The organism is Pseudocitrobacter vendiensis, assembly GCF_943590815.1.
Lineage (GTDB): Bacteria > Pseudomonadota > Gammaproteobacteria > Enterobacterales > Enterobacteriaceae > Pseudocitrobacter > Pseudocitrobacter vendiensis.
This window is the reverse complement of sequence record NZ_CALSBS010000023.1, coordinates 66,624-86,367: the sequence shown is the minus strand read 5'-3', so window position 1 is coordinate 86,367 and position 19,744 is coordinate 66,624. Positions and strand designations below refer to the sequence as shown.

19 protein-coding genes and 1 pseudogene are annotated in these 19,744 nt (G+C 53.2%); 7 read left to right on the top strand and 13 right to left on the bottom strand.

Annotated elements, in window-relative coordinates; genetic code table 11:
- Window positions 1-213: 213 nt before the first annotated feature.
- The 3 genes from NMC31_RS19910 to NMC31_RS19900 are packed head-to-tail and all read right to left on the bottom strand — an operon-like array spanning window position 214 to window position 2,609.
- Window positions 214-1,401 carry a cyanate transporter gene (locus tag NMC31_RS19910; protein WP_301544592.1) on the bottom strand — a complete coding sequence of 396 codons (1,188 nt, stop codon included), beginning with the start codon at window positions 1,399-1,401 and terminating at the stop codon, window positions 214-216.
- A gap of 48 nt (window positions 1,402-1,449) precedes the next feature.
- The gene (gene cynS / locus NMC31_RS19905; RefSeq protein WP_149465034.1) at window positions 1,450-1,920 is read right to left on the bottom strand and encodes a cyanase; all 471 of its coding nucleotides are present in this window, start codon (window positions 1,918-1,920) and stop codon (window positions 1,450-1,452) included.
- A 29-nt stretch (window positions 1,921-1,949) separates the two neighbouring features.
- Window positions 1,950-2,609, bottom strand: coding sequence for a carbonic anhydrase (locus NMC31_RS19900; RefSeq protein ID WP_253898951.1), 660 nt, complete (start codon window positions 2,607-2,609; stop codon window positions 1,950-1,952).
- A gap of 109 nt (window positions 2,610-2,718) precedes the next feature.
- On the opposite strand from NMC31_RS19900, the gene cynR reads away from it, so the two are divergent.
- Together cynR and NMC31_RS19890 are read left to right on the top strand one after the other, a co-directional pair.
- The gene (gene cynR / locus NMC31_RS19895) at window positions 2,719-3,606 is read left to right on the top strand and encodes a transcriptional regulator CynR (protein WP_253898953.1); all 888 of its coding nucleotides are present in this window, start codon (window positions 2,719-2,721) and stop codon (window positions 3,604-3,606) included.
- Window positions 3,607-3,665: 59 nt separating this feature from the next.
- Window positions 3,666-4,283 (top strand): DUF2238 domain-containing protein, encoded by a 618-nt coding sequence (locus tag NMC31_RS19890; protein WP_253898950.1) that lies wholly within the window; start codon window positions 3,666-3,668, stop codon window positions 4,281-4,283.
- On the opposite strand, the gene NMC31_RS26325 is transcribed toward NMC31_RS19890, so the two are convergent.
- Both NMC31_RS26325 and NMC31_RS26320 read right to left on the bottom strand, forming a co-directional pair.
- Window positions 4,275-4,484 (bottom strand): FimD/PapC N-terminal domain-containing protein, encoded by a 210-nt coding sequence (locus NMC31_RS26325; protein WP_436650790.1) that lies wholly within the window; start codon window positions 4,482-4,484, stop codon window positions 4,275-4,277. The two genes, NMC31_RS19890 and NMC31_RS26325, sit on opposite strands and share 9 nt — an antisense overlap.
- A gap of 24 nt (window positions 4,485-4,508) precedes the next feature.
- A pseudogene (locus NMC31_RS26320) lies at window positions 4,509-4,682 on the bottom strand (fimbrial protein); the annotation flags it as partial.
- Window positions 4,683-5,875: 1,193 nt separating this feature from the next.
- Here NMC31_RS26320 and NMC31_RS19880 point away from each other — a divergent pair.
- The 4 genes from NMC31_RS19880 to NMC31_RS19865 all read left to right on the top strand — a co-directional run bounded on the left by NMC31_RS19880 (window position 5,876) and on the right by NMC31_RS19865 (window position 10,893).
- Entirely contained in the window at window positions 5,876-6,523 is a 648-nt protein-coding gene (locus NMC31_RS19880) for a fimbrial protein (protein ID WP_253898948.1), read from the top strand.
- Between the two features lie 102 nt (window positions 6,524-6,625).
- Window positions 6,626-7,330 carry a fimbrial biogenesis chaperone gene (locus tag NMC31_RS19875; protein ID WP_253898947.1) on the top strand — a complete coding sequence of 235 codons (705 nt, stop codon included), beginning with the start codon at window positions 6,626-6,628 and terminating at the stop codon, window positions 7,328-7,330.
- A gap of 69 nt (window positions 7,331-7,399) precedes the next feature.
- Window positions 7,400-9,916 carry a fimbria/pilus outer membrane usher protein gene (locus NMC31_RS19870; RefSeq protein ID WP_253898946.1) on the top strand — a complete coding sequence of 839 codons (2,517 nt, stop codon included), beginning with the start codon at window positions 7,400-7,402 and terminating at the stop codon, window positions 9,914-9,916.
- Window positions 9,913-10,893: a fimbrial protein gene (locus NMC31_RS19865; protein WP_253898945.1), complete on the top strand. Its 981-nt coding sequence runs from the start codon at window positions 9,913-9,915 to the stop codon at window positions 10,891-10,893. Before NMC31_RS19870 ends, NMC31_RS19865 begins: the two co-directional genes overlap by 4 nt.
- A gap of 1 nt (window position 10,894) precedes the next feature.
- On the opposite strand, the gene nikR is transcribed toward NMC31_RS19865, so the two are convergent.
- The 7 genes from nikR to gss all read right to left on the bottom strand — a co-directional run bounded on the left by nikR (window position 10,895) and on the right by gss (window position 18,243).
- On the bottom strand, window positions 10,895-11,293 hold the full coding sequence (nikR, locus tag NMC31_RS19860; protein ID WP_149465015.1) for a nickel-responsive transcriptional regulator NikR: 399 nt from the start codon (window positions 11,291-11,293) through the stop codon (window positions 10,895-10,897).
- A gap of 4 nt (window positions 11,294-11,297) precedes the next feature.
- Window positions 11,298-12,104, bottom strand: a complete 807-nt coding sequence (gene nikE / locus NMC31_RS19855) for a nickel import ATP-binding protein NikE (protein ID WP_253898944.1) — start codon at window positions 12,102-12,104, stop codon at window positions 11,298-11,300.
- A complete protein-coding gene (gene nikD, locus NMC31_RS19850; RefSeq protein WP_001136245.1) occupies window positions 12,101-12,865 on the bottom strand; it encodes a nickel import ATP-binding protein NikD in 765 nt (254 codons plus the stop codon). The genes nikE and nikD overlap by 4 nt, the downstream gene beginning before the upstream one ends.
- Window positions 12,865-13,698, bottom strand: a complete 834-nt coding sequence (gene nikC / locus NMC31_RS19845) for a nickel ABC transporter permease subunit NikC (RefSeq protein ID WP_253898943.1) — start codon at window positions 13,696-13,698, stop codon at window positions 12,865-12,867. Before nikC ends, nikD begins: the two co-directional genes overlap by 1 nt.
- Entirely contained in the window at window positions 13,695-14,639 is a 945-nt protein-coding gene (gene nikB / locus NMC31_RS19840) for a nickel ABC transporter permease subunit NikB (RefSeq protein ID WP_253898942.1), read from the bottom strand. Before nikB ends, nikC begins: the two co-directional genes overlap by 4 nt.
- Window positions 14,639-16,213 carry a nickel ABC transporter substrate-binding protein gene (nikA, locus tag NMC31_RS19835; RefSeq protein WP_253898952.1) on the bottom strand — a complete coding sequence of 525 codons (1,575 nt, stop codon included), beginning with the start codon at window positions 16,211-16,213 and terminating at the stop codon, window positions 14,639-14,641. The genes nikB and nikA overlap by 1 nt, the downstream gene beginning before the upstream one ends.
- Window positions 16,214-16,389: 176 nt before the next feature.
- Window positions 16,390-18,243: a bifunctional glutathionylspermidine amidase/synthase gene (gene gss / locus NMC31_RS19830; RefSeq protein WP_149465011.1), complete on the bottom strand. Its 1,854-nt coding sequence runs from the start codon at window positions 18,241-18,243 to the stop codon at window positions 16,390-16,392.
- 279 nt (window positions 18,244-18,522) lie between these two features.
- Here gss and yghU point away from each other — a divergent pair, with 279 nt between their 5' ends.
- On the top strand, window positions 18,523-19,389 hold the full coding sequence (yghU, locus tag NMC31_RS19825) for a glutathione-dependent disulfide-bond oxidoreductase (protein ID WP_253898941.1): 867 nt from the start codon (window positions 18,523-18,525) through the stop codon (window positions 19,387-19,389).
- Window positions 19,390-19,419: 30 nt separating this feature from the next.
- On the opposite strand, the gene NMC31_RS19820 is transcribed toward yghU, so the two are convergent.
- Complete coding sequence (locus NMC31_RS19820) at window positions 19,420-19,710, bottom strand: DUF2623 family protein (RefSeq protein ID WP_015963010.1); 291 nt, start codon at window positions 19,708-19,710, stop codon at window positions 19,420-19,422.
- Window positions 19,711-19,744: the final 34 nt, after the last annotated feature.

Below are 19,744 nucleotides of genomic sequence, written 5' to 3'. Positions count from 1 at the left end.
CTCAGAGTCAACCCTATTTTCAAGGATTTTTCTCTTCAACCGAAGCGGCTGTTGCCGTGTCAGTGGGAGCGCATTATAGGGAGTTACGCCGAACCTGCAACCCCTAATTTGCACCTGCTTCACTGACTGCTGCATTCCACAGCAAAAAGCCGTTTTATACAAACTTAACCACAGAGTTATCCACAAAGATGTGCATTTAGCTGAATAACAGACTCAGCCCTGCTCTGTTGCAACCCACTCCTGGGGATAGCGTGACGGGACAAAACGCAGCGTCAGCAGCATTAACCCGACAATAGAGCACGCATGAAATACCCAGTCGACGACAAAATCCCCGCTCAGGCTACGCAATACCCCAGAAAGATAGGGAGACAGTCCGGCGATGATAAAACCTATCCCCTGCATAAACGCCACCAGCTTTCCGGAAATAACCGGATGCCCGGCATGATCGAGCGCCAGCACCAGGCAAAGCGGAAAAGCGCCACCCAGCCCGACTCCGCACGCGAACGCCCAAAACACGGAAAGATGTGCAGGCCAGAGGATAAAGCCGAGGAAACCTATCATTTGCAAGGCCAGCGACGCCAGCAGCAATCGCCGCCGATCCTGATGCCGCGCCAGCATAGGCAATAGCAGCGCGCCAGCCGTTTGCCCGACGGTCATCAACGCCAGCAGCGTGCCGCTAAACTGTGCGCTATTTCCCAGCTGCATATAGTAAGGAGGTAACCAGGCTATCAGACTGCCATAGCCGCCATTAATCACGCCGAAATAGATCCCCAGGGTCCACGCGCGGGGATTGCGAATGATACGAATTGTATTTTGCGCGTTTCGTGGGCCTGTCTCGGCGGAATGTCGGCTCTGCGGCCACCAGCCAATCAGGGCGATAATTGCAGGCACCGCCCACCACGCCAGTGAGCTATTCCAGATTTCACTCCGATCGGCGATCCATGGCGTTAATGCCGCGCCCAAACCACCGCCGCCCATTAATGCCGCGGACCACAGTCCCATGACTTGCGGCATACGGCGTTGAAACTGGCGCTTGATAACCGTTGGCATCACAACCTGAATGACACCAATGCCAATTCCCCCCAGCAGCGCACTACTCAGTAGTACCACGCTATGAGGCGCAACTTCACGCATTAGCGCACCGATGATGATCATCAGCAGACCAACCGCCACGCTATCACGCTCGCGAATATGACGAGTGATCCAGCCGCCCGCCAGCGCCAGTCCGCCCATCGCTACCATCGGTAATGCGGTAAGAAGAGAAGCCATGGTGAAATTCATACCGCTGGCCGCGCGTAGTTGCGGGAGTAAAGGCCCAATAGACGTGAGGAGCGGACGCATATTCAGGCCAATCAGCACCAACACAAGGAGCATCAGGCCCGTACGAGGAAATTGATTCATAGTGTTCTTTATGCCCGGCGCGGGTAACGCGCCAGGCTTTACTCGGGTTTAGAAAGGTTTTGTCGGCAGATATTTGCCATCAAGCGTAATCACCGCGCGTTCACCGCCTTCCGGATCGGCTACTTTTTTGACATCCAGCTTAAAGTTAATGGCGCTGATAATGCCGTCGCCAAATTTCTCATGCACCAGCACCTTCAGCGTGGAGCCATAGACCTGCAGAATTTCATAGAAGCGATAAATGGTCGGGTCAGTGGGTACGCGATCGTCAATGCTGCCGCGCAGTGGGATCGTTTGCAGTAGCAGCACCGCATCTTCATCCAGTGAGAGCTTTTCACCGACCAGACGCGCCGCATCAGCCGGCAGTGCATGCTGCCCCAGCAAGGCTGCGGTAACAAAAGCTTCAGATAACCCCGTCCCCTCGGTGAGTTGCGCAAAGGTCAGATCTTTTTTCGCTTTGATTAGCAGAATCTGGTCAGCCAGAGATAGGCGAATATCGCGGTTAATTTGTGCGTGGATCATGATAGAAACTCCTTTATATAGAGAGAAAATTACGCCGCGGTGAGGCTGCGAAGCGGCATCGCGCAGGTATTCGGATTTTCGGCAAGTGAGACAAACTGCCCGCTGGCACCGTTGAAGGTAGCAATATCACCGCGTTCGATGTCGTAAACCCAGCCGTGTAAAGCCATTCGCCCCTCTTCCAGTGCCAGGCGTACAGAGGGGTGAGTCTGAATATTGGCCAACTGAGCGATGACGTTTTCCCGTACCATTGACGCGGTTTTCGCCTGCAATGAAATATGCGTGCGCGATTCATTCACCACGCGGGCTGAATCGGCATAGCGCAGCCAGTGGCTGACGGCGGGCATACTGTCCAGGCAATGGCATCCGGCGATGGCCGTCATGGCACCGCAGTCAGAGTGACCGCATATAACAATGTCATTCACTTTCAAAACCGACACGGCGTACTCCACCGATGCGGTGACACCTCCCGGTTCAGGGCCATAAGAAGGAACAATGTTGCCCGCATTGCGGATGACAAACAGATCGCCAGGCTCACGCTGCGTCACCAGCTCCGGCACCAGGCGGCTGTCTGAACACGATATAAAAAGCGCGCGTGGGTTTTGCTGGTTCGCCAGCGTTCTGAAAAGCTCGGCGCGTTCTGGAAAGACGCTGCGCTGAAACTTCAAAAAGCCATCAATAATCTCTTTCACGATTGTTCCTCTGCCTCACTATGGAATGGACACAGGCTACTCGCCACGTTTCATAAGGTAAAAGACTCATTTATAATCAAGTCCATTGGTAAAACTTATGGGAAAGATGATGCTGTTACGACATATTCACTACTTTCTGGCAGTCGCTGAGCATTGCGGGTTTACCCGTGCCGCCACGGCGCTTCACGTTTCGCAGCCCGCGCTTTCTCAGCAAATCAGGCAGCTTGAAGAGTCACTCGGCGCGCAACTGTTCGATCGCAGTGGTCGCCATATTCAGCTCACCGATGCTGGCGAAGCCTGGTTGAGTTACGCGAAAAATGCGCTGAGGGCGCTGGAGGAGGGAAAGCGGGCAATTCATGATGTTGAGGATTTGAGCCGTGGCTCGCTACGCGTCGCCGTTACCCCCACATTTACTTCGTGGCTTATCGGGCCGCTGATGGCGAGGTTTTATGCGCGCTATCCCAATATCACCCTTGCGTTACAGGAGATGTCGCAGGAAAAAATGGAAGATCTGCTGCTCAACGATGAACTGGACATCGGCATCGCGTTTGATGATGTTCATTCAGCGGACATTGACGTACTGCCGCTAATGAAGGAATCCCTTGCGTTGGTGGTGTCCGAAAGCCACCCTCTGGCTCAGAAGGATTGCGTAGCCTTGTCGCATCTAAATCATGAACGACTTATTTTATTGAGTGAGGAATTTGCTACCCGCGAGCAAATTGATCGCTATTGCCGCCAAAGAGAGCTGCATCCGCAGATAGTCATAGAAGCAAACTCTATCAATGCCATTCTGGAACTGGTACGCCGCACAACGCTCGCCACCCTGCTTCCATCACCAATCGCCGCACAAAACGAGGGATTAAACGCGGTTTCACTGACGCCGCAGTTGCTGGAACGGACCGCCGCGCTGATTCAACGTAAAGGCGCGTGGAGGACGGCCGCCGTGAGGGCATTTACGGCTATGGCGCAGGAAGTGATGAAAACGTACACCCGGTAACATTGAATTTTAACCGCCAACAGACGATAGTGCTTTTTTGACTGAGACAGAAGACGAGTATGACATCAACCGCACTCTCATCGACACTCAAGGGCGGCGCGCTGATCCTGTTGCTTGCCCTGATTTACACTGGCGTCTTTACCGCTGACCGCACGACCTGGCTCATGGAAGTCACCCCGGTGATTATCATTGTGCCGCTGCTATTGGCCACACATCGTCGCTACCCGCTGACCCCCCTCCTTTATACGCTTATCTTTTTCCACGCACTTATTCTGATCGGCGGCGGCATGTACACCTACGCCAAAGTGCCCATCGGCTTCGACGTGCAGGAGATGTTTAACCTGAGCCGCAATCCTTACGACAAACTGGGCCACTTTTTCCAGGGGCTGGTTCCGGCACTGGCGGCGCGAGAAATTTTACTGCGCGGCGGCTATGTGCGCGGGCGTAAAATGGTCGGTTTTCTGGTGTGCTGTATCGCTTTGGCCATCAGTGCAGCCTATGAATTGATCGAGTGGTGGGCGGCGCTGGCGATGGGCCAGGGCGCGGATGATTTCCTGGGGACTCAGGGCGATCCGTGGGATACGCAGTCGGACATGTTCTGCGCCTTGCTCGGGGCATTAACCACGGTATTGCTGCTTGGTCGTTACCATCAGCGCCAGCTAATGCGCTTACTGTAATTCCCGCCCGAGCGCGACACGCCGATCACTTCCGGCGCATAACCGCGCAGGCGGATCCCAGTTTGGCGCAGTAAATTCGATATATGCCTGCGGAATAGAAAGATAGAGCGTGTCCTTAGAGAGATCGACGCGGATTTCCATCCCGTGCAAACTGTTCTTATCCAGGCACTGCTCTTCACGTAACCAGCGCAGCTCACTCATCGTGCTGCTTTTAAGGTTCAGGCGCGAAACCTGACCCAGGCTGATAGTCTGATCTTCATCACCCGCAGCGATGGAGCACGGCGCATCAATAACGGAACCGGTGAAGGTGACTACGCCGCTACCCTGATCTGCCTGAGCACCGAATACCATCACGCCAGAAGCCAGAACGAAAGCAGAAACAATTTTATTAAGTTTCATAAATAACAATCCTTTTAATTGATCGACACACGAATAAAAGCATTAATAAATCGTTCAGAATCTTTCACTCAAACAATTAAACAGCAAGATTCACTCTCCCTGATAAAGTTAAAAGGCTCCCTGCCAATAGATAAACGTATCAGCCTTAACCCATATGAAAGATTCACAAACCACAATTAATTAGCGATTTACTAATACAGAAACATCATCGATTCGGGTTCACATTAATATCGACAGCCCCGTCTCGCTGACGTAATAAATTATCGATTAATCTCCAAAAAAAGAAAGGTCAAAAAACACGCAGATTTAAAATGAAATAACAACTCTAAAAATAGAAGTATTATTAGAGTTAAAACCCAAAATGTCGCCATAGTTATGTTTATATACTTAACAAATGCAGTTTGTTAGATTTTTATACTTACAATCAATGAAAGTGCAGCATCTAACACTTACCAAATCCACATTTTTTTGCCACAAAAAGTACTCAATGTCGTCCATTCCTCCTGCGTATGCACATGGCAGTAGAATGCAAATGACATTTTTTTTGAATGGAACTTAACATTGAGAGTATTTAGCTTAAGAGGAATAGAACGCAGAGCAGCATTTAACTTAACATCATATAAACATCATTAACCAATGTTCATAACGCGATATCTAATCACTTGCCATGAAATATAACAACGGAAAGAGGATGTGAAGGTTCTGAAAAAAACGCTGATAAGTTACCTGCTGATCCCCCTACTCATTCGGTTATCTTGCATTGATTATTTATCTCTTTAAGAAAAAGCCCTCGGATTGATAAAGAGATACCTCGTTCTTAAAATGCCAATGTGAAAAATTCACCGGGCGACGCCTGTAGTGCTATTTGTCATGCAAATTAAACTTCAGGGATAAAGGAGATGTAGCGCACATTACATACCGTAATAGAATATCATCACCGTGGGCTTCACTCACTAAAATCGCCGCCAGTTCAGTAGCGTCATACTATTTTGTCACTAAAACCGACGGAAAATACGAAAAAGTCATTAGATGCAATACCGCTTCGGTTGCCCACTATTAGCGGGCAGCATTCATCGCAGGAGAGATTAAATAATCCTGATGGGTTATTTAATCCCTGAAGAGAGGACGCTGTGCACGTCTTTATCATTGTAATTCGAATGTCCTACTAAACAACACAGTAACAGGATACGCACATGAAAAAGATATATCTGGGTTTGATGGTTACCGCGGCTTTAATGGGTGGCAGTGTGGCAGCATATGCAGAAGATGCATCTGTAGAATCATTTAATTCACAAGGGCACGGCGGTGATAACGATCATGGCGGTTACCCTGGCGGCGGTGGCAGTTATGTTACCGGCGGGCAAGTATTCTTTGACGGTGATGTTTATACCGGCTCCTGTAAAGTAAAAATTGTCGGCGGCAAAAATGACGGAAACACTATTTTCCTGAATTCCGTGCGTACAACTGCTCTTTCCGTTAAAAATGCGCTGGTTAACCGCACTGACTTCAGTATTAACCTGAAAGACTGTGGTGATCCGGATGGCAAACACGGTACCTTTACTCGTAAAGTGAAATGGACCGACTCTTCCGGTCTGGTATACGGTACAAGCTACCTGAAAAATACTGACAACAGCGGTGCAACTAACGTTGCCTTTGCGCTCACTAACCCTGGTAGCTCTTCTGTTATCAAACCGGGTAACGACAACGGTAAGGTTCGTGATACCAACGACGGCACCTGGGATATTTATAAATACCAGGTTAGCTACGTGAACCCAACCAACAGCAGCGCGACTGCCGGGCATGTTGCAGCGAATGCAACATACGAAATTTCTTACGATTAATCGCAATAAAAAAGTGGCGGTACGCCGCCACTTTTTTCCTTCACTCACCTAACCCCACACAAATAATGACAACAATATGACATAGAAAAGATGAGGGTGTTTATGAAGCTTGTCGCGGCGCTCAGTGGATTATTGTTAACGTTTCCAGTTCTGGCAGACAGTATTATCGTAAACGGAACGCGTTTTATCTATAAAGGAAATGAAAAAGAGATCAATGTTCAACTCTCAAATAGTGCGGAACGGCCTTCTCTTGCTCAGGTCTGGCTGGATAATGGTGATGCGACCGTTACGCCCGATAAAATTACGACGCCATTTATTATTAACCCACCTATTTCACGTATTGATGGCCACAGCGGGCAAGTTATACGCATTAAACTCAATGCGGGTAATAGTCTGCCGCAAAGCAAAGAATCCCTGTGGTGGATAAATGTGCTGGATATTCCTGGTGCCTCTAAAGCAGATAAAGCGCCGGAAGGTATCGGTGTATTCAAGATGGCGGTTCGTTCACGGTTTAAGTTGATATATCGCCCCGAACCACTTTCAGGCAGAGCCTCTGCTATTGCAAAACTCAAATTACAGCCCGCAGGAACAGCGCTGACATTGACGAATCCTACGCCGTTTTACATTACGGTCGCCACGATTAGTCAGGGCCGCGGCGAGCCAATAAATACAGAAGCCGTCATGATTGCCCCGGAATCTTCACAAACGATTAATTTGCGCCAGGCCGTGCGTACGGGTGAAGAATTAACCCTCGAAGAGATCAATGACTATGGCGCACTGGCAAAAAGTAAAACCCGGGCAGGTTAATGTCGTTACGGAATAAATAAATGGCACCGGCAATGGTCGGCGTGTTCTCTTTTTTCAGGGCGGAACCTCATGGAGCATTGGCGAGTCACACCCTGGCAGGTTGGCAGTCTGGTGACCCTTTTTTGCCTGGGCCCCGGTATTTGCCATGCTGAGCAGGCAAACACAGAAGACAGTGGAACAGACTACGAATTCGACAACAACTTCATTGTCGGCAGCCAACAGCAAGCCAGCATGAAACGGTTTGATGCCCTGGCATTCAAACCTGGCACCTATTCCGTTGACGTTTATACCAACGAAAGCTGGAAAGGACGCTATGACGTTGACGTTAAACGTTCTGCCGATGGCAAACCGCAGATCTGTTATACGGCGGAAATGCTACAGAACTTTGGCCTCTCACCCGAGAGGCTGGATTCAACAAAAACCGACGACGAGAAATTCTGTGGAACATTATCTCAGTGGAACAGCGAGCCTACGCTGAAGGATACCTTTAGCGCCTCCACGATGCGTCTGGATTTCAGTGTTCCACAGCGACTGATGGATGCCAGTAGTAACGGCTATATTCCGCCGCAATTCTGGGATGAAGGAATTACCGCGCTCAACCTGGGCTACATGGCCAACTACTACAACATTATGAAATCCGACAGTAATGATAAAGGCGCAAGCGCGTATCTGGGCGTGAATGCCGGCTTCTCCTCAAACGGCTGGTTATTACGCCATTCCGGTACCTATTCCTGGGATGAGAATAGCGGCGAGAACAAATGGAATAGCAACCAAACCTACTTACAGCGCCCTATTGCGGCAATGAAATCAATCCTGACGATGGGGCAATTTAGCACCAATGGCACGTTTTTCGACGCCATCAGCCTGCTCGGTCTTGACCTGCATACCGACGATCTCATGTACCCTGACAGCATGCGTAGCTATGCGCCCGTCGTGAACGGCGTGGCGCAGACAAACGCCCTGGTCACCGTCCGTCAGGATGGCAACATTATCTATCAAACCACCGTTACCCCCGGCCCTTTCAGTCTGACGGATGTCTATCCTTCAGGCACCGGTAACGATCTTATTGTGACCTTGCAGGAAGCCGATGGGCGGACGTCGACCTGGTCTATTCCTTATGATTCAGTGGTGCAGCTATTACACCCCGATATGAGTCTGTACGGCATTGCGGTCGGTCAGGTTGATGAAGAGGGGCTGAAAGATAAGCCGACCATCGGCCAGGGTAGCTTTCAGTATGGTTTGAATAACACCTTCACACTCTATTCAGCCCTCACGGGATTCAACGATTATCAGGCCGGGCAGGTTGGCGTAGGGATGAATACCGGCTATGGCGCGCTGGGATTGGATATAACCCAGGCGAAAACGAAGCTGGCCAGCGCCACAACATCGGGTCAGGAATACCGCGCAACCTTTAGCCGCATGTTTGGTGCCTCACAAACCAGCATGAACATTCAGGGATGGGTGAATAACTCCGACAATTATTACTCTCTGCGTGATGCCATCTATGCCCGCGATGACGAAATGCGCGGCACAACCAGCACCAATATCCGACAAAAAAGCGGTGTCAGTTTTTCCATCAACCAGCAATTGCCGGAAACCTGGGGAATGCTCTACCTGAATGGTTCCATCACGCGATACTGGCACTATTCCGGCAAAGAGGAGCAGTACTCACTGGGATACAGCAACAGTTGGGGACGTCTGAGTTGGTCATTGACGTTCCAGCGGAGTTATTCCAATGAGAACGACACCGATGACGATAACGGAACAACCTCTTCAAGACGTAAAAAAGAGGATTTAGTCTTTCTGAGCTTCAGCTATCCCCTTTTCCAGGGCGAAGATAGCTCTGCCACGCTTTCATCGAACACCCAATTCAAAGACTCGTCTTTCGATCGCAGCCAGTTAGGTGTCAATGGTTCAGTCGGTCAGGACCACGCGCTGACATGGGGCGTCAACGCGAACACAGACAAAGAGGGTAACTACACGACAGGCGTTAACGGCGGATACATCTCCCCCTGGACGGCGTTGTCGGGCAGTTATACCTATGGTCGCAGCTATCAGCAGGCTGCTGCCTCTGCGGAAGGTTCGGTGGTCGTGCACTCCGGCGGCGTGACGCTTACGCCGGAAACGGGTACGACGCTCGCGCTGGTTGAAGCGAAAGACGCCAAAGGCGCCGCCATTATGGGCGCGCCAACCTGGTTTGATAATCAAGGCTATGCCGTACTTTCATCACTGCAACCTTATCGCGTAAACAACATTGAAATCGACCCCAAAGGGGCGAACGAAGATGTCCAGTTCTCCAGTACTGAAGCCCGAACGGTGCCGTATGAAGGCAGCGTGGTGAAGGTGGTATTCAATACCCGCCGCGAAAAAACGCGTGTATTTGTTGCCCACCAGCGCAACGGCACGCCGCTCCCATTCGGCTCTGAAATCACCGATGGACGGGGTAAATCCCTCGGCTTTGTCGGTCAGGGCAGCACGCTTTACATCACCGGAGAAAATGTGAAAAACGCCTGGGTTCGCTGGGACGGTGGGCAGTGTCAGGTGACACTGCCGATGAGTGGATCACAACAGCTGAGGTGCTTATGAAACTTTGCACAAAATGGTGGTTAGCCGCCACGCTGCTCACCAGCGGCGTAGCCAATGCCGGTTGTATTCTGGGTTCGGACGCGGTCCCTTCCCCACTGTTTATGGATATCGGGCGCGTCATGGTCCAGCCGCAAACACCGCCCGGAACGGTGATTGCCAGCCGCAGCTGGCCTTTACGCGACAATCGTTTGCAGCTTCAATGCAGCGGCTCTCAGAGTCTGGAAACGAAAGTTATCGCGAATGGCAGTCGCGAAACGGGCAATCAGATCTGGTCAACCAATATTCCCGGTATTGGCCTGCGATTTACGCTTCAGCGTCAGGCTCAGCAGGTTGGCTATCCCGGGAAAATTGACGTTGGCGGAGGAGGTAAAAGTGATGTCTCGCTTAACGACCTCTCCTTCAAGCTGGACGTAATTAAGACAGCAAACCTTGTGGGTAGCGGCGCGGTCGCCGCCGGGCAATATACGACCTTTGGTAGCGGTAGTCAGTCATTGCTGAATACCTGGCTGCGCGAAAACTCGCTGATTATCGTCTCGCCCTCCTGTCGCATCACCAATAATGCCAACTTCCGCGTGAATCTCGGCTCCATTCCCCTTGCCGCCCTGAAAGGGAAAGGGACAGGGGCCGGGGGGCGCAATTTTTCGATTCGTATGCAGTGCGCGGGGAATGTTAGCGTCGCCGGTACGCGGCTGAATATGACCTTTGACGGAAACACGCCAGACGGTATTTCACCTGCGCTGGGCGTGATTCGCAATGAGAGCCGCAGCAGAACAGCAGCTGAAGGTATCGGCGTGCAGATTATGGACGAGAACCGCCGACCTGTGCCGTTCCGCCAGGCAAATCACGTCGCGACCTTGAATAGCGCCGTCTCGCAGTTTATTGACCTGCGCTATTTTGCCCGATTCTATCAATATCAGCCCAAAGCGCAGGCGGGCGATGTCACCGGGCATATGGTCTTTAATGTGAGCTACGACTAACTCACTCTTCCGGCAAGCACTGCAAATGCCCGTGCCGCACGCCGCGCTGGGCGATAACGTCATCGGCAAAATGCTGCACGTCGCCCATGTCACCTTTCAGCACGGCGATTTCCAGACAGTCGTCGTGGTTGATGTGCACATGCAGCGTAGCAACGGAGAGATCGTGGTGATGGTGCTGGGTGGAGACAATACGGCTGGCTAAGTCGCGTTTTTCATGTTCATACACATAGGAGAGGACCGCAAAGCCCTGGGTACCGTGCTCCTGCGTCGTTTCCTGCGCCAGCGCATCTCGCAGAATATCGCGAATCGCCTCTGAGCGGTTGTTATAGCCACGACGCTGGCTCAGGCTGTCCAGCGTCTCCAGTAAATCGTCATCAAGCGTGATAGTGACTCGTTGCATTGACTTAAACCTTTTCTGCGGCGCGACGGCGCACGGGGAATGCGGGTAATACCGCGTTTTGAAGCACGCGTCCGGCGTCAGAGGAAAAGGCTAATCTCTCCCCCACGGTCTGTGTTTCAACAATGTACCCATTATCCATTACCATCACCCGCTGGCAAAAGCGTTCCACCAGGCGTAAGTCATGAGTGATGAACAGACAGGCAGTGCCAAACTGCTGTTGCAGTTTTTTCAGCAGGCGAATGACACCCGCCTGTAACACAAGATCAAGGTTGGAAACTGCCTCATCCAGAATCAGTAGTTTCGGTTCGACCGCCAGCGCACGTGCCAGGCAGACGCGCTGGAGCTGACCGCCGCTTAACTGCGGTGGGCGTTTGTCGAGCACGCTATCGTCAAGATCGACCGCCTTCAGCATTTCGCTGGCGCGCGCCAGTTGCTCCGATTTTTTCAGCGATAGCAGGTGGCGCATCGGTTCACGCAGGATCTCGCGCACGGTTTTGCGCGGATTCACGGCGCTGATGGAGTCCTGAAATACCATCTGAATATCGCGGCGGAACGCTTTACGCTGGGCGCGATTGAGCTTTGCCAACGGTTCGCCGCGCCAGCTAATATTTCCCTGTGAGGGCGACTCTAACCCTACCAGTAGCCGCGCGAGGGTACTTTTTCCGCAGCCGCTGCGTCCCAGCAGGGCAACGGTTTCACCGCTTTTCAGGGTCAGCGAAACGTTATTGAGCACTGCCTGATGCTGGTGCTTACCGCTGAATCCACCGTGTGCGTACTGGTGTGAAAGGTCGGAGACGTTAAGTAAAGTCATGATGCCAGCTCCATACCATAAAGAGCGAGGTGAGCAGAAACCAGGCTGCGCGTTACCGCATGTTTGGGGGCATTAAACAGCGTTTCGACATCGCCCTGCTCAACAATCTTACCGTGAGACATGACCGCCACATCATCTGCCAGACGCGCTACCACGCCCATATCATGGGTGACCAGCAGCATTCCCGGCGCTTGTTTTTGCATAATGCTTTCCAGCAGATCGAGAATGCGCGCCTGCGCCACTACGTCAAGGTCGGTGGTCGGTTCATCGGCGATGATAAACGGTGATTCACATAGCACTGCCATCGCAATCATCATGCGCTGCAACATGCCGCCGCTCATCTCGAACGGGTACAGCTTCAGCACGCGTGCGGCGTTTTCCAGCCCTACCGCTTCTATGGCAGCGGTAAGCGTGGCGTCATCGGCGGGTTTCCCCAGTGCCTGGCAAGTTTCCCGCGCGTGCGTGTGCATGGTGTGCAGCGGATTAAAGGCACTGCGCGGGTTCTGCATGATAGTGGCAATTTTGATACCGCGCAGGGCGCAGGGAGAAACCGGTTTGCCATCGGCCAAAATTTCCCCCGCCGTCTGGCGAACGCCAGCGGGCAGAATGCCCAGCGTCGCGGCACAGGTCAGCGACTTCCCGCTGCCACTACCGCCGACTAACGCCAGCACGCGTCCGCGTTGCAGGGTTAACGATACGCCGTGTACCAGCGGTTGCGCGGCCTGTAGCGCGATATTACGTAGTTCAATCTGTTGCGGCATTAGTGTGCGTGCTCCGTCACCAGATGAGGGTCCAGATGATCGCGCAGTGCGTCACCCACCAGGTTAAAGGCCATCACGCTGATAAACAGCGCCAGTCCCGGCCAGAACATTTGCAGCGGCTGGGTCCAGATATACTGACGTGCATCGTTAATCATCACGCCCCATTCGGCGGTCGGGGCGGTCACGCCGAGACCGAGGAAGGACATCCCCGCGACGTGTAGCATCATATGGCCGATATCCAGCGTCGCCAGCACCAGCAGCGAGGGGATCACCGCGCCCGCCAGATGATCGATAAACACCCGCACATGGCCCGCGCCAGAAAGCCGTGATGCCAGCACAAACTCGCGCTGGCGCAGTGAAATCACCAGACTGCGCACCATGCGCGCGTACCACGCCCAGTGCGAAAGGGCGATGGCGATAATCACGTTGGTCAACCCTGTGCCGAGCACGCCGACCATAAAGAACGACAGAATCGAGGTCGGGAAGGTCATAAACATATCGGCGACGCGCATGGTGGCCTGATCAACGCGCCCGCCTATCAGCCCGGCGCTGCCGCCAATAATCAGCCCTAACGCCAGCACTAACAGCAGGCAGATCATTACGGAACCAAGCGACACGCGGGTCGCCGCCATCAGCCGCGAGAAAATATCGCGCCCTAAGTGATCGGTGCCCAGCCAGTGCTGTGCATCCGGAGAAAGCAGACGCGACGGCAAATCAATGGCCAGGGGATCGTATGGCAGCCACCACTGGCTGGTGAGCGCAATCAGTGCGAGCAGGGCGATAATGATGAGCGCCAGGCGTACCGACCAGCGGGAAGAGAGGAAAAAGTTCACGCGTGGGCTCCTTCATGACGACGAATGCGCGGGTCCAGCGCGGCGTTGAGCAAATCGACAATCAAATTACAGACCACAAAAACCACCACCATCATCAGCGTAAAGCATTGGATCACCGGATAGTCACGGTTGAAAATCGCCGACACCGCATAGCGCCCGACGCCCGGCCAGGCAAAGATGTTTTCGATAATCATCGTCCCGCCAATCAGTTCGCCAATGTGCATCCCCACGGCGGTGATCATCGGCAGCGAGGCATTGCGCAGGATGTGGCGACGTTCGGTCTGTTTGTCGTTCAGGCCGCGCAGTCGCGCCCAGGTCACATGACGCTGACCCGCGACGTCCAGCATACTGGCGCGCAGCAGACGCGCGTTAATCGCCAGCGACATAAAAGCGATGGAAACCGCAGGCAAAATGATGTGCTGCCAGCCGCCGTAACCCATCGCGGGCAGCCATTGCAGATAGACCGAGAAGAACATCACCAGCAAAAACGCCAACCAGAAGTTAGGCATCGAGACGCCAAGAAACGCGATAAAACGCACGGCGAAATCCGGCAGGCGATCGCGATGGCGCGCCGCCCAGATGCCGAGCGGTACGGAAGTGAGCAGAATTAACACCAGCGCCGCGCCCGCCAGTTCCAGCGTGGCGGGCAGGAAGGTCAGCATATCGTCCAGCACCGGGCGCTGCGTGGCAAACGAGATGCCAAAATCAAGATGCAGCGCTTTCCACAACCAGGTTCCGTACTGCACGTACAGCGGCTGATCCAGCCCCAGCATGGTGCGGGTAGAAGCCAGCATTTCCGGCGTCGGCGGCAGGTTAGACAGACGCAGATAATCGAGCGCCGGGTCGCCGGTGCCGAGGCGTAACATCAGAAAAATGATCACCGAGGCAGAAAGCACCATCGGGATCAACAGCAGCACGCGGCGGAATACGTAACGCAACATCAGGGTTTCACCGGGGTAATCTGTTCAAAAGGAATATCGCTGGCGATGGGCGCGTAGGGAATTTTGCCCAGTTCAGGTTTCGCCACCACCATCATCGACACGTAGCTGATTGGCAGATACACCGCATCGCTATGCAGGCGCGTCAAAATATCACGGTAAAGCGCCTGGCGTTTTGTTTCGTCCGTGGTTTCCAGTACTTCGCCAATCTCTTTATCAATCAGCGGTTTGTCGGCTAACCCTTGTTGCGCCTGAAAATCGGCGTGCGAGGGCACACGCATCGAGCTTAAAAACGCATGCGGATCGTAAGGCGCGCCCCAGGTACGGTTGAAGATCATGCCAAAGCGACCATCGCGCTGGCGGGCGTAAATACTGCTCTCTTCTTCGCCGATCAGGGCAACATCAACACCAATCTGGTGCATATCGGCCTGAATAATTTCGGCCATCGACTTGCTTAATGCATCGGTGCCGATGAACGACAGTTCAATTCGTAGCGGCTGACCGTTTTTCTCGCGGATATCTTTGCCTGCGGGCAGCGTCCAGCCTGCTTTTTCCAGCAACGCTTTCGCCTGCTGCGGATCGTACTGGCGCGGTTTCAGGTTGAGGTCGGCATAAGGTACGGTCGGCGCAAACAGCGTATCCGCTACCTGTTGCGTGCCATAAAGCACGTTGTCGATCAGGGATTTTTTATTCACCGCATGATTCAGCGCTTCGCGCACCGCCAGTTCATTGGTGGGGGCTTTGGCAGAGTTCAGCGCCAGCATTACCGTTTCAATCGGTTGAGAAAGCTGCGTACGGTACGCCGGGTTGTGGCTGAAGCGCTCAAAGGTATCAAGCGGCAATAACCCTTCATTGCCATACAGCAGGTCAATATCACCGGTTTCAAACGCTACCGCGCGGGTTGTCGGGTCGGGGATCACTTTAATGGTTATCTTGTTAATCGCCGGTTTTTCACCCCAATACTTTTCGTTGCGGACGAAGACATCATACTGATTCAGTTTCGATTCTTTCAGCACCCATGGACCCGTGCCGATAGGCGCTTTGATGCCGCGCATCGTCTCATTACCTTTAAACTGCGAGGGGGCGATAAAACGGAAAGGTCGGGGTAACGCCAGTTCCTGCAGGAAGGGGTAATAGGCACTTTTCAGGGTAATTTGCAGCTCAGTTTTATTCAGCGCTTTTACATCGACGATTTGATTCACCAGCTCCAGCCAGGCATGGCGCTGGCGGTTATCGAGCACCACGCGGAAGTTTTCTGCCGCGGCCTGCGCATCAAACGGTTCGCCGTTGGAGAAGGTCACATCATCACGCAGGGTGAAGGTCCAGGTTTTACCATCATCCGAGTGCGTCCAGCTCTTTGCCAGCCAGGGTTTCACCGATCCATCGGCCTGATACTTCACCAGCGGCTCGTAAACCATATTCTGGGCAAACATCTGGTTTGGCGTATAGAGGTGAGGATTGAGCGGCCCGACATTAACCGGCCAGGCGGTAGTGATTTCATCTGGCGCAGCGGCGTGTGCGAAAAACGAGGCACAGGTCAGCAGCGCAATGAGCGTGCGACGAAGAATGGACAAAATAGTGACCTTCAGTGAAAAGGAGTACAACTAAGTGAGTATGATGATTTTAAAGATTCATCATACGTTTGGGATGTGCTGGATCAATTTATGCGCCGAATTGCCCGAAGGGTTCAATATTGTGTCGTGCTGTTCGCAGGTAAAAAAACGGAGCCCGTTGCAGGCTCCGTCCTGGCTGTTTAACGCTCAATCACCACCAGCGGTTCGATATCGCTCTCTTTCTTAATCACCAGCGACGTATCGCCGCGCAGGCAGGTCCCACCGTAGTTCCCGCCGACGGTAAAGGTACAAACCTGGATGTATTTCCCGGCGACGTTTGGCAGACACCACAACTGCTGGTAGATATTTTTGCGGTCGACAAACTTACCGCTGGTTTGATCAAGAAGCTGATCGTGCCCGCTCACCAGGTCAATGTTGCTGCCGCAGCGCCCGGAGATCGGTTTCACCGCATAGCCGGTTTTCGCCAGCGCATCGGTCACTTCAAAATCGGTGTCGAGCAGATACGGATGATTCGGGAACAGCGACCACAGCACCGGCAGAATTGCTTTGTTGCCCGGGATCACCGTCCACAGCGGTTCGAAGACCATCACTTCCGGACGCAACAGCACGTCAATCAAACGCACCTCGCCCGCCGGGCTGCCAGTGCGGATCGGCACAGCGGCGTACTCGGCATCGCTGACTTCGCGCACCTGCTCAATGGCGGTTTCCCATGCCCAGGTTTTCCATACGCAGTTTACCAGTCGCCCTTCATCATCCACCAGCTGACCCGCGGCATCCCAGTGCACCTCTTCCAGGCCGTGGAGAATTTTGCACTCGAACCCGGCCTGGGTAATGGCACGCTGCATAAATTGCGCGTGGTAATCTTCTTCCAGATCTTTATCCTGCATGATGTGAACAAATGGACGCGCCGAACTGTGTTTCCATGCGCCAATCAGTTCGCTGAGCAGTTCATCTGAAGGATTATGGCCTTTGCCCTCGAAGCCAGTTTTCAGCCACTGTTCGAGGATTAACCCGCCTTCCGTATGGCAGGATGCGGAATCGGCGTTGTATTCGTACACCTTCAGACCACGCTCATCCATGCAGAAATCCATGCGCCCGGTGATCATGTCGTGGCGGCGACGCTGCCATGAGAGACGCAGACGCGGCCAAAGAATTTTCGGAATATCAAATAGCGCCAGCAGGTTATCGTCACGCATCACTTTATCGGTAGCGTGAAGGTACATCAGATGCATTTCATTGGTGGCTTTAATCAGTTCCTGCTCAGCACTTTCCGTCATGGTGAAGTACTGATACGGGTCCTGGTTAATCACATGACCGTTTGCCGCGACGTATGCTTTCTGTAACGAATCCTGTTCGTTGAGCCATTTACCGTCGAACTGGCCGCGATTTTCCAACCGCGCGCCCTGCAGATTCAGCGCTTTGCTGGCAATCGTTGGTTGCGCAAGGCTATGTTCGGTATCGGCGGTTTGAATCATCCAGCCAAGAATGGTGGTGTCGTCAAACGTATCGTGAAGGATGTAATGGCCATCTTTCACTTCCAGCGTCAGCTCGCGCGTCCACTGCTGGCCCGCAGGCAACGGCGAATGGATAACGTTCTGTTCCGCAATACGCACTTTGTTGCCGACCAGTTGGGTGATAACCGCGACGTGGCCGGTTTCATGGAATTCACCGCCCTTCTGCCAGATGAGCAGCGAGCCCGCTTTCGGCGCGCGACGGGAACCGTTGGCAAACGCCTGCAACGGCAGAATGTCGTCATTCACTACCTGGCGCAAAAAGCGCAGAGAGAAGATTTCATAGGCCATGCCGACGTCGGTGAAAACAAAACCGTAGGTGAGGAACAGGAAGCGGCGCGCGAATTCAACGCATTGCCACTTGTAGCCCATGTATTCGTTATCGATATAGCTACGGAACGAAACATCATCCGCCCGCTCTTCGGGCTTCAGGCTGCTGTAATTTGAAGAATAGATGGCGACGCCACCCGGTGCATATCCCAACAACGTGCCAAACGGCGCGTCACTACTCGTACAACTCATGTGTCTTCCTCAGAGCATGCAGGCGGCGAGTAATAACGGGTGTGGTCGTCCCTGCACGTTGTTATTTATCCAACAGGTGTCCGTTAATCATACACCTGTTGTGCGCGCTGTCACACTGTGCGGTCTGATGCCCTCACCCTAACCCTCTCCCACAGGGAGAGGGGACCAATCTGTGCGGTTTTTCTCCCTCTCCCTCAGGGAGAGGGCCGGGGTGAGGGTGATCATTTCCCTCATCAACTGCTACACTGCCTCAACACATCATCAAAAAGGCAGGCCAACATGTCAGACAATACCTATCAGCCTCCCAAAGTTTGGGAGTGGAAACAGAATAACGGCGGCGCGTTCGCCAATATCAATCGTCCGGTTTCCGGCGCAACGCATGAAAAAGAGCTGCCGGTTGGGCATCACCCGCTTCAGCTCTATTCGCTGGGAACACCGAACGGCCAGAAAGTCACCATCATGCTCGAAGAGTTGTTGGCTCTGGGCGTGACGGGCGCGGAGTATGACGCGTGGCTCATCCGCATTGGCGAGGGCGATCAGTTCTCCAGCGGTTTTGTTGAAGTGAACCCAAACTCGAAAATCCCGGCCCTGCGCGACCACTCCACCACGCCGCCAACCCGCGTGTTTGAGTCCGGCAATATCCTGCTCTATCTGGCGGAAAAATTTGGTCACTTCCTGCCTAAAGATCCGGCTGGCCGCGTAGAAACCCTGAACTGGCTATTCTGGCTGCAAGGCTCCGCGCCATTCCTCGGCGGCGGTTTTGGCCACTTCTATAACTATGCGCCGGTGAAAATTGAGTACGCGATCGACCGTTTCACCATGGAAGCGAAACGTCTGCTGGATGTGCTGGATAAACAGCTGGCGCGCGGGCGCTATGTGGCAGGTGAAGAGTACACCATTGCCGACATGGCGGTGTGGCCGTGGTTTGGCAACGTGGTGCTGGGTACCGTGTACGGTGCGGACGAGTTCCTCGATGCGAAGAGCTACAAAAACGTGCAGCGCTGGGCGAAGGATATCGCCAACCGTCCGGCGGTACAACGCGGACGCATTGTTAACCGTACCAATGGCTCGTTGAATGAACAACTGCATGAGCGTCATGCCGCCAGCGATTTCGACACCCAAACAGAAGATAAACGTCAGGGTTAAACGACGGAAACCGGGTGCACTCCACCCGGTTTATCTGCCTTCCAGGCGATAACCCGCCATAAAGTAGCGCACCGTGGTGCTGGATTCGTGTTCTTTAAAGAAATCCATCACCATCTCTTTATCCAGACCATAGCGTCGTGTCAGGACGCCCGCTTCCCATGCGCTGAGCTGGCGGTCGCCCGTCTTCTCAAACATGCGATGGGAAAACCCCAGCACAAACCCGCGTTTATAGTCAGAACAAAAGCCCAGAACCTTCTGCGCACTGTCGGCGTAAGGTGCTTTCAGCCCGGCCATCAGGCCTTTACCAAAATGGTTATCCATCGCACAACCCTCAATCGTTATATATAAAATTATA

What these genes read in the sequence shown, in the direction of transcription:
- NMC31_RS19890 (WP_253898950.1), top strand. Translation starts at nt 3,666, where the DNA reads ATGACATCAACCGCACTCTCATCGACACTCAAGGGCGGCGCGCTGATC.
- NMC31_RS19880 (WP_253898948.1), top strand. Translation starts at nt 5,876, where the DNA reads ATGAAAAAGATATATCTGGGTTTGATGGTTACCGCGGCTTTAATGGGT.
- NMC31_RS19820 (WP_015963010.1), bottom strand. Translation starts at nt 19,710, where the DNA reads ATGGATAACCATTTTGGTAAAGGCCTGATGGCCGGGCTGAAAGCACCT.
- nikB (WP_253898942.1), bottom strand. Translation starts at nt 14,639, where the DNA reads ATGTTGCGTTACGTATTCCGCCGCGTGCTGCTGTTGATCCCGATGGTG.
- gss (WP_149465011.1), bottom strand. Translation starts at nt 18,243, where the DNA reads ATGAGTTGTACGAGTAGTGACGCGCCGTTTGGCACGTTGTTGGGATAT.
- NMC31_RS19875 (WP_253898947.1), top strand. Translation starts at nt 6,626, where the DNA reads ATGAAGCTTGTCGCGGCGCTCAGTGGATTATTGTTAACGTTTCCAGTT.
- NMC31_RS19865 (WP_253898945.1), top strand. Translation starts at nt 9,913, where the DNA reads ATGAAACTTTGCACAAAATGGTGGTTAGCCGCCACGCTGCTCACCAGC.
- cynR (WP_253898953.1), top strand. Translation starts at nt 2,719, where the DNA reads ATGCTGTTACGACATATTCACTACTTTCTGGCAGTCGCTGAGCATTGC.
- NMC31_RS19910 (WP_301544592.1), bottom strand. Translation starts at nt 1,401, where the DNA reads ATGAATCAATTTCCTCGTACGGGCCTGATGCTCCTTGTGTTGGTGCTG.
- yghU (WP_253898941.1), top strand. Translation starts at nt 18,523, where the DNA reads ATGTCAGACAATACCTATCAGCCTCCCAAAGTTTGGGAGTGGAAACAG.
- nikD (WP_001136245.1), bottom strand. Translation starts at nt 12,865, where the DNA reads ATGCCGCAACAGATTGAACTACGTAATATCGCGCTACAGGCCGCGCAA.
- cynS (WP_149465034.1), bottom strand. Translation starts at nt 1,920, where the DNA reads ATGATCCACGCACAAATTAACCGCGATATTCGCCTATCTCTGGCTGAC.
- nikE (WP_253898944.1), bottom strand. Translation starts at nt 12,104, where the DNA reads ATGACTTTACTTAACGTCTCCGACCTTTCACACCAGTACGCACACGGT.
- nikR (WP_149465015.1), bottom strand. Translation starts at nt 11,293, where the DNA reads ATGCAACGAGTCACTATCACGCTTGATGACGATTTACTGGAGACGCTG.
- NMC31_RS26325 (WP_436650790.1), bottom strand. Translation starts at nt 4,484, where the DNA reads ATGAGTGAGCTGCGCTGGTTACGTGAAGAGCAGTGCCTGGATAAGAAC.
- NMC31_RS19870 (WP_253898946.1), top strand. Translation starts at nt 7,400, where the DNA reads ATGGAGCATTGGCGAGTCACACCCTGGCAGGTTGGCAGTCTGGTGACC.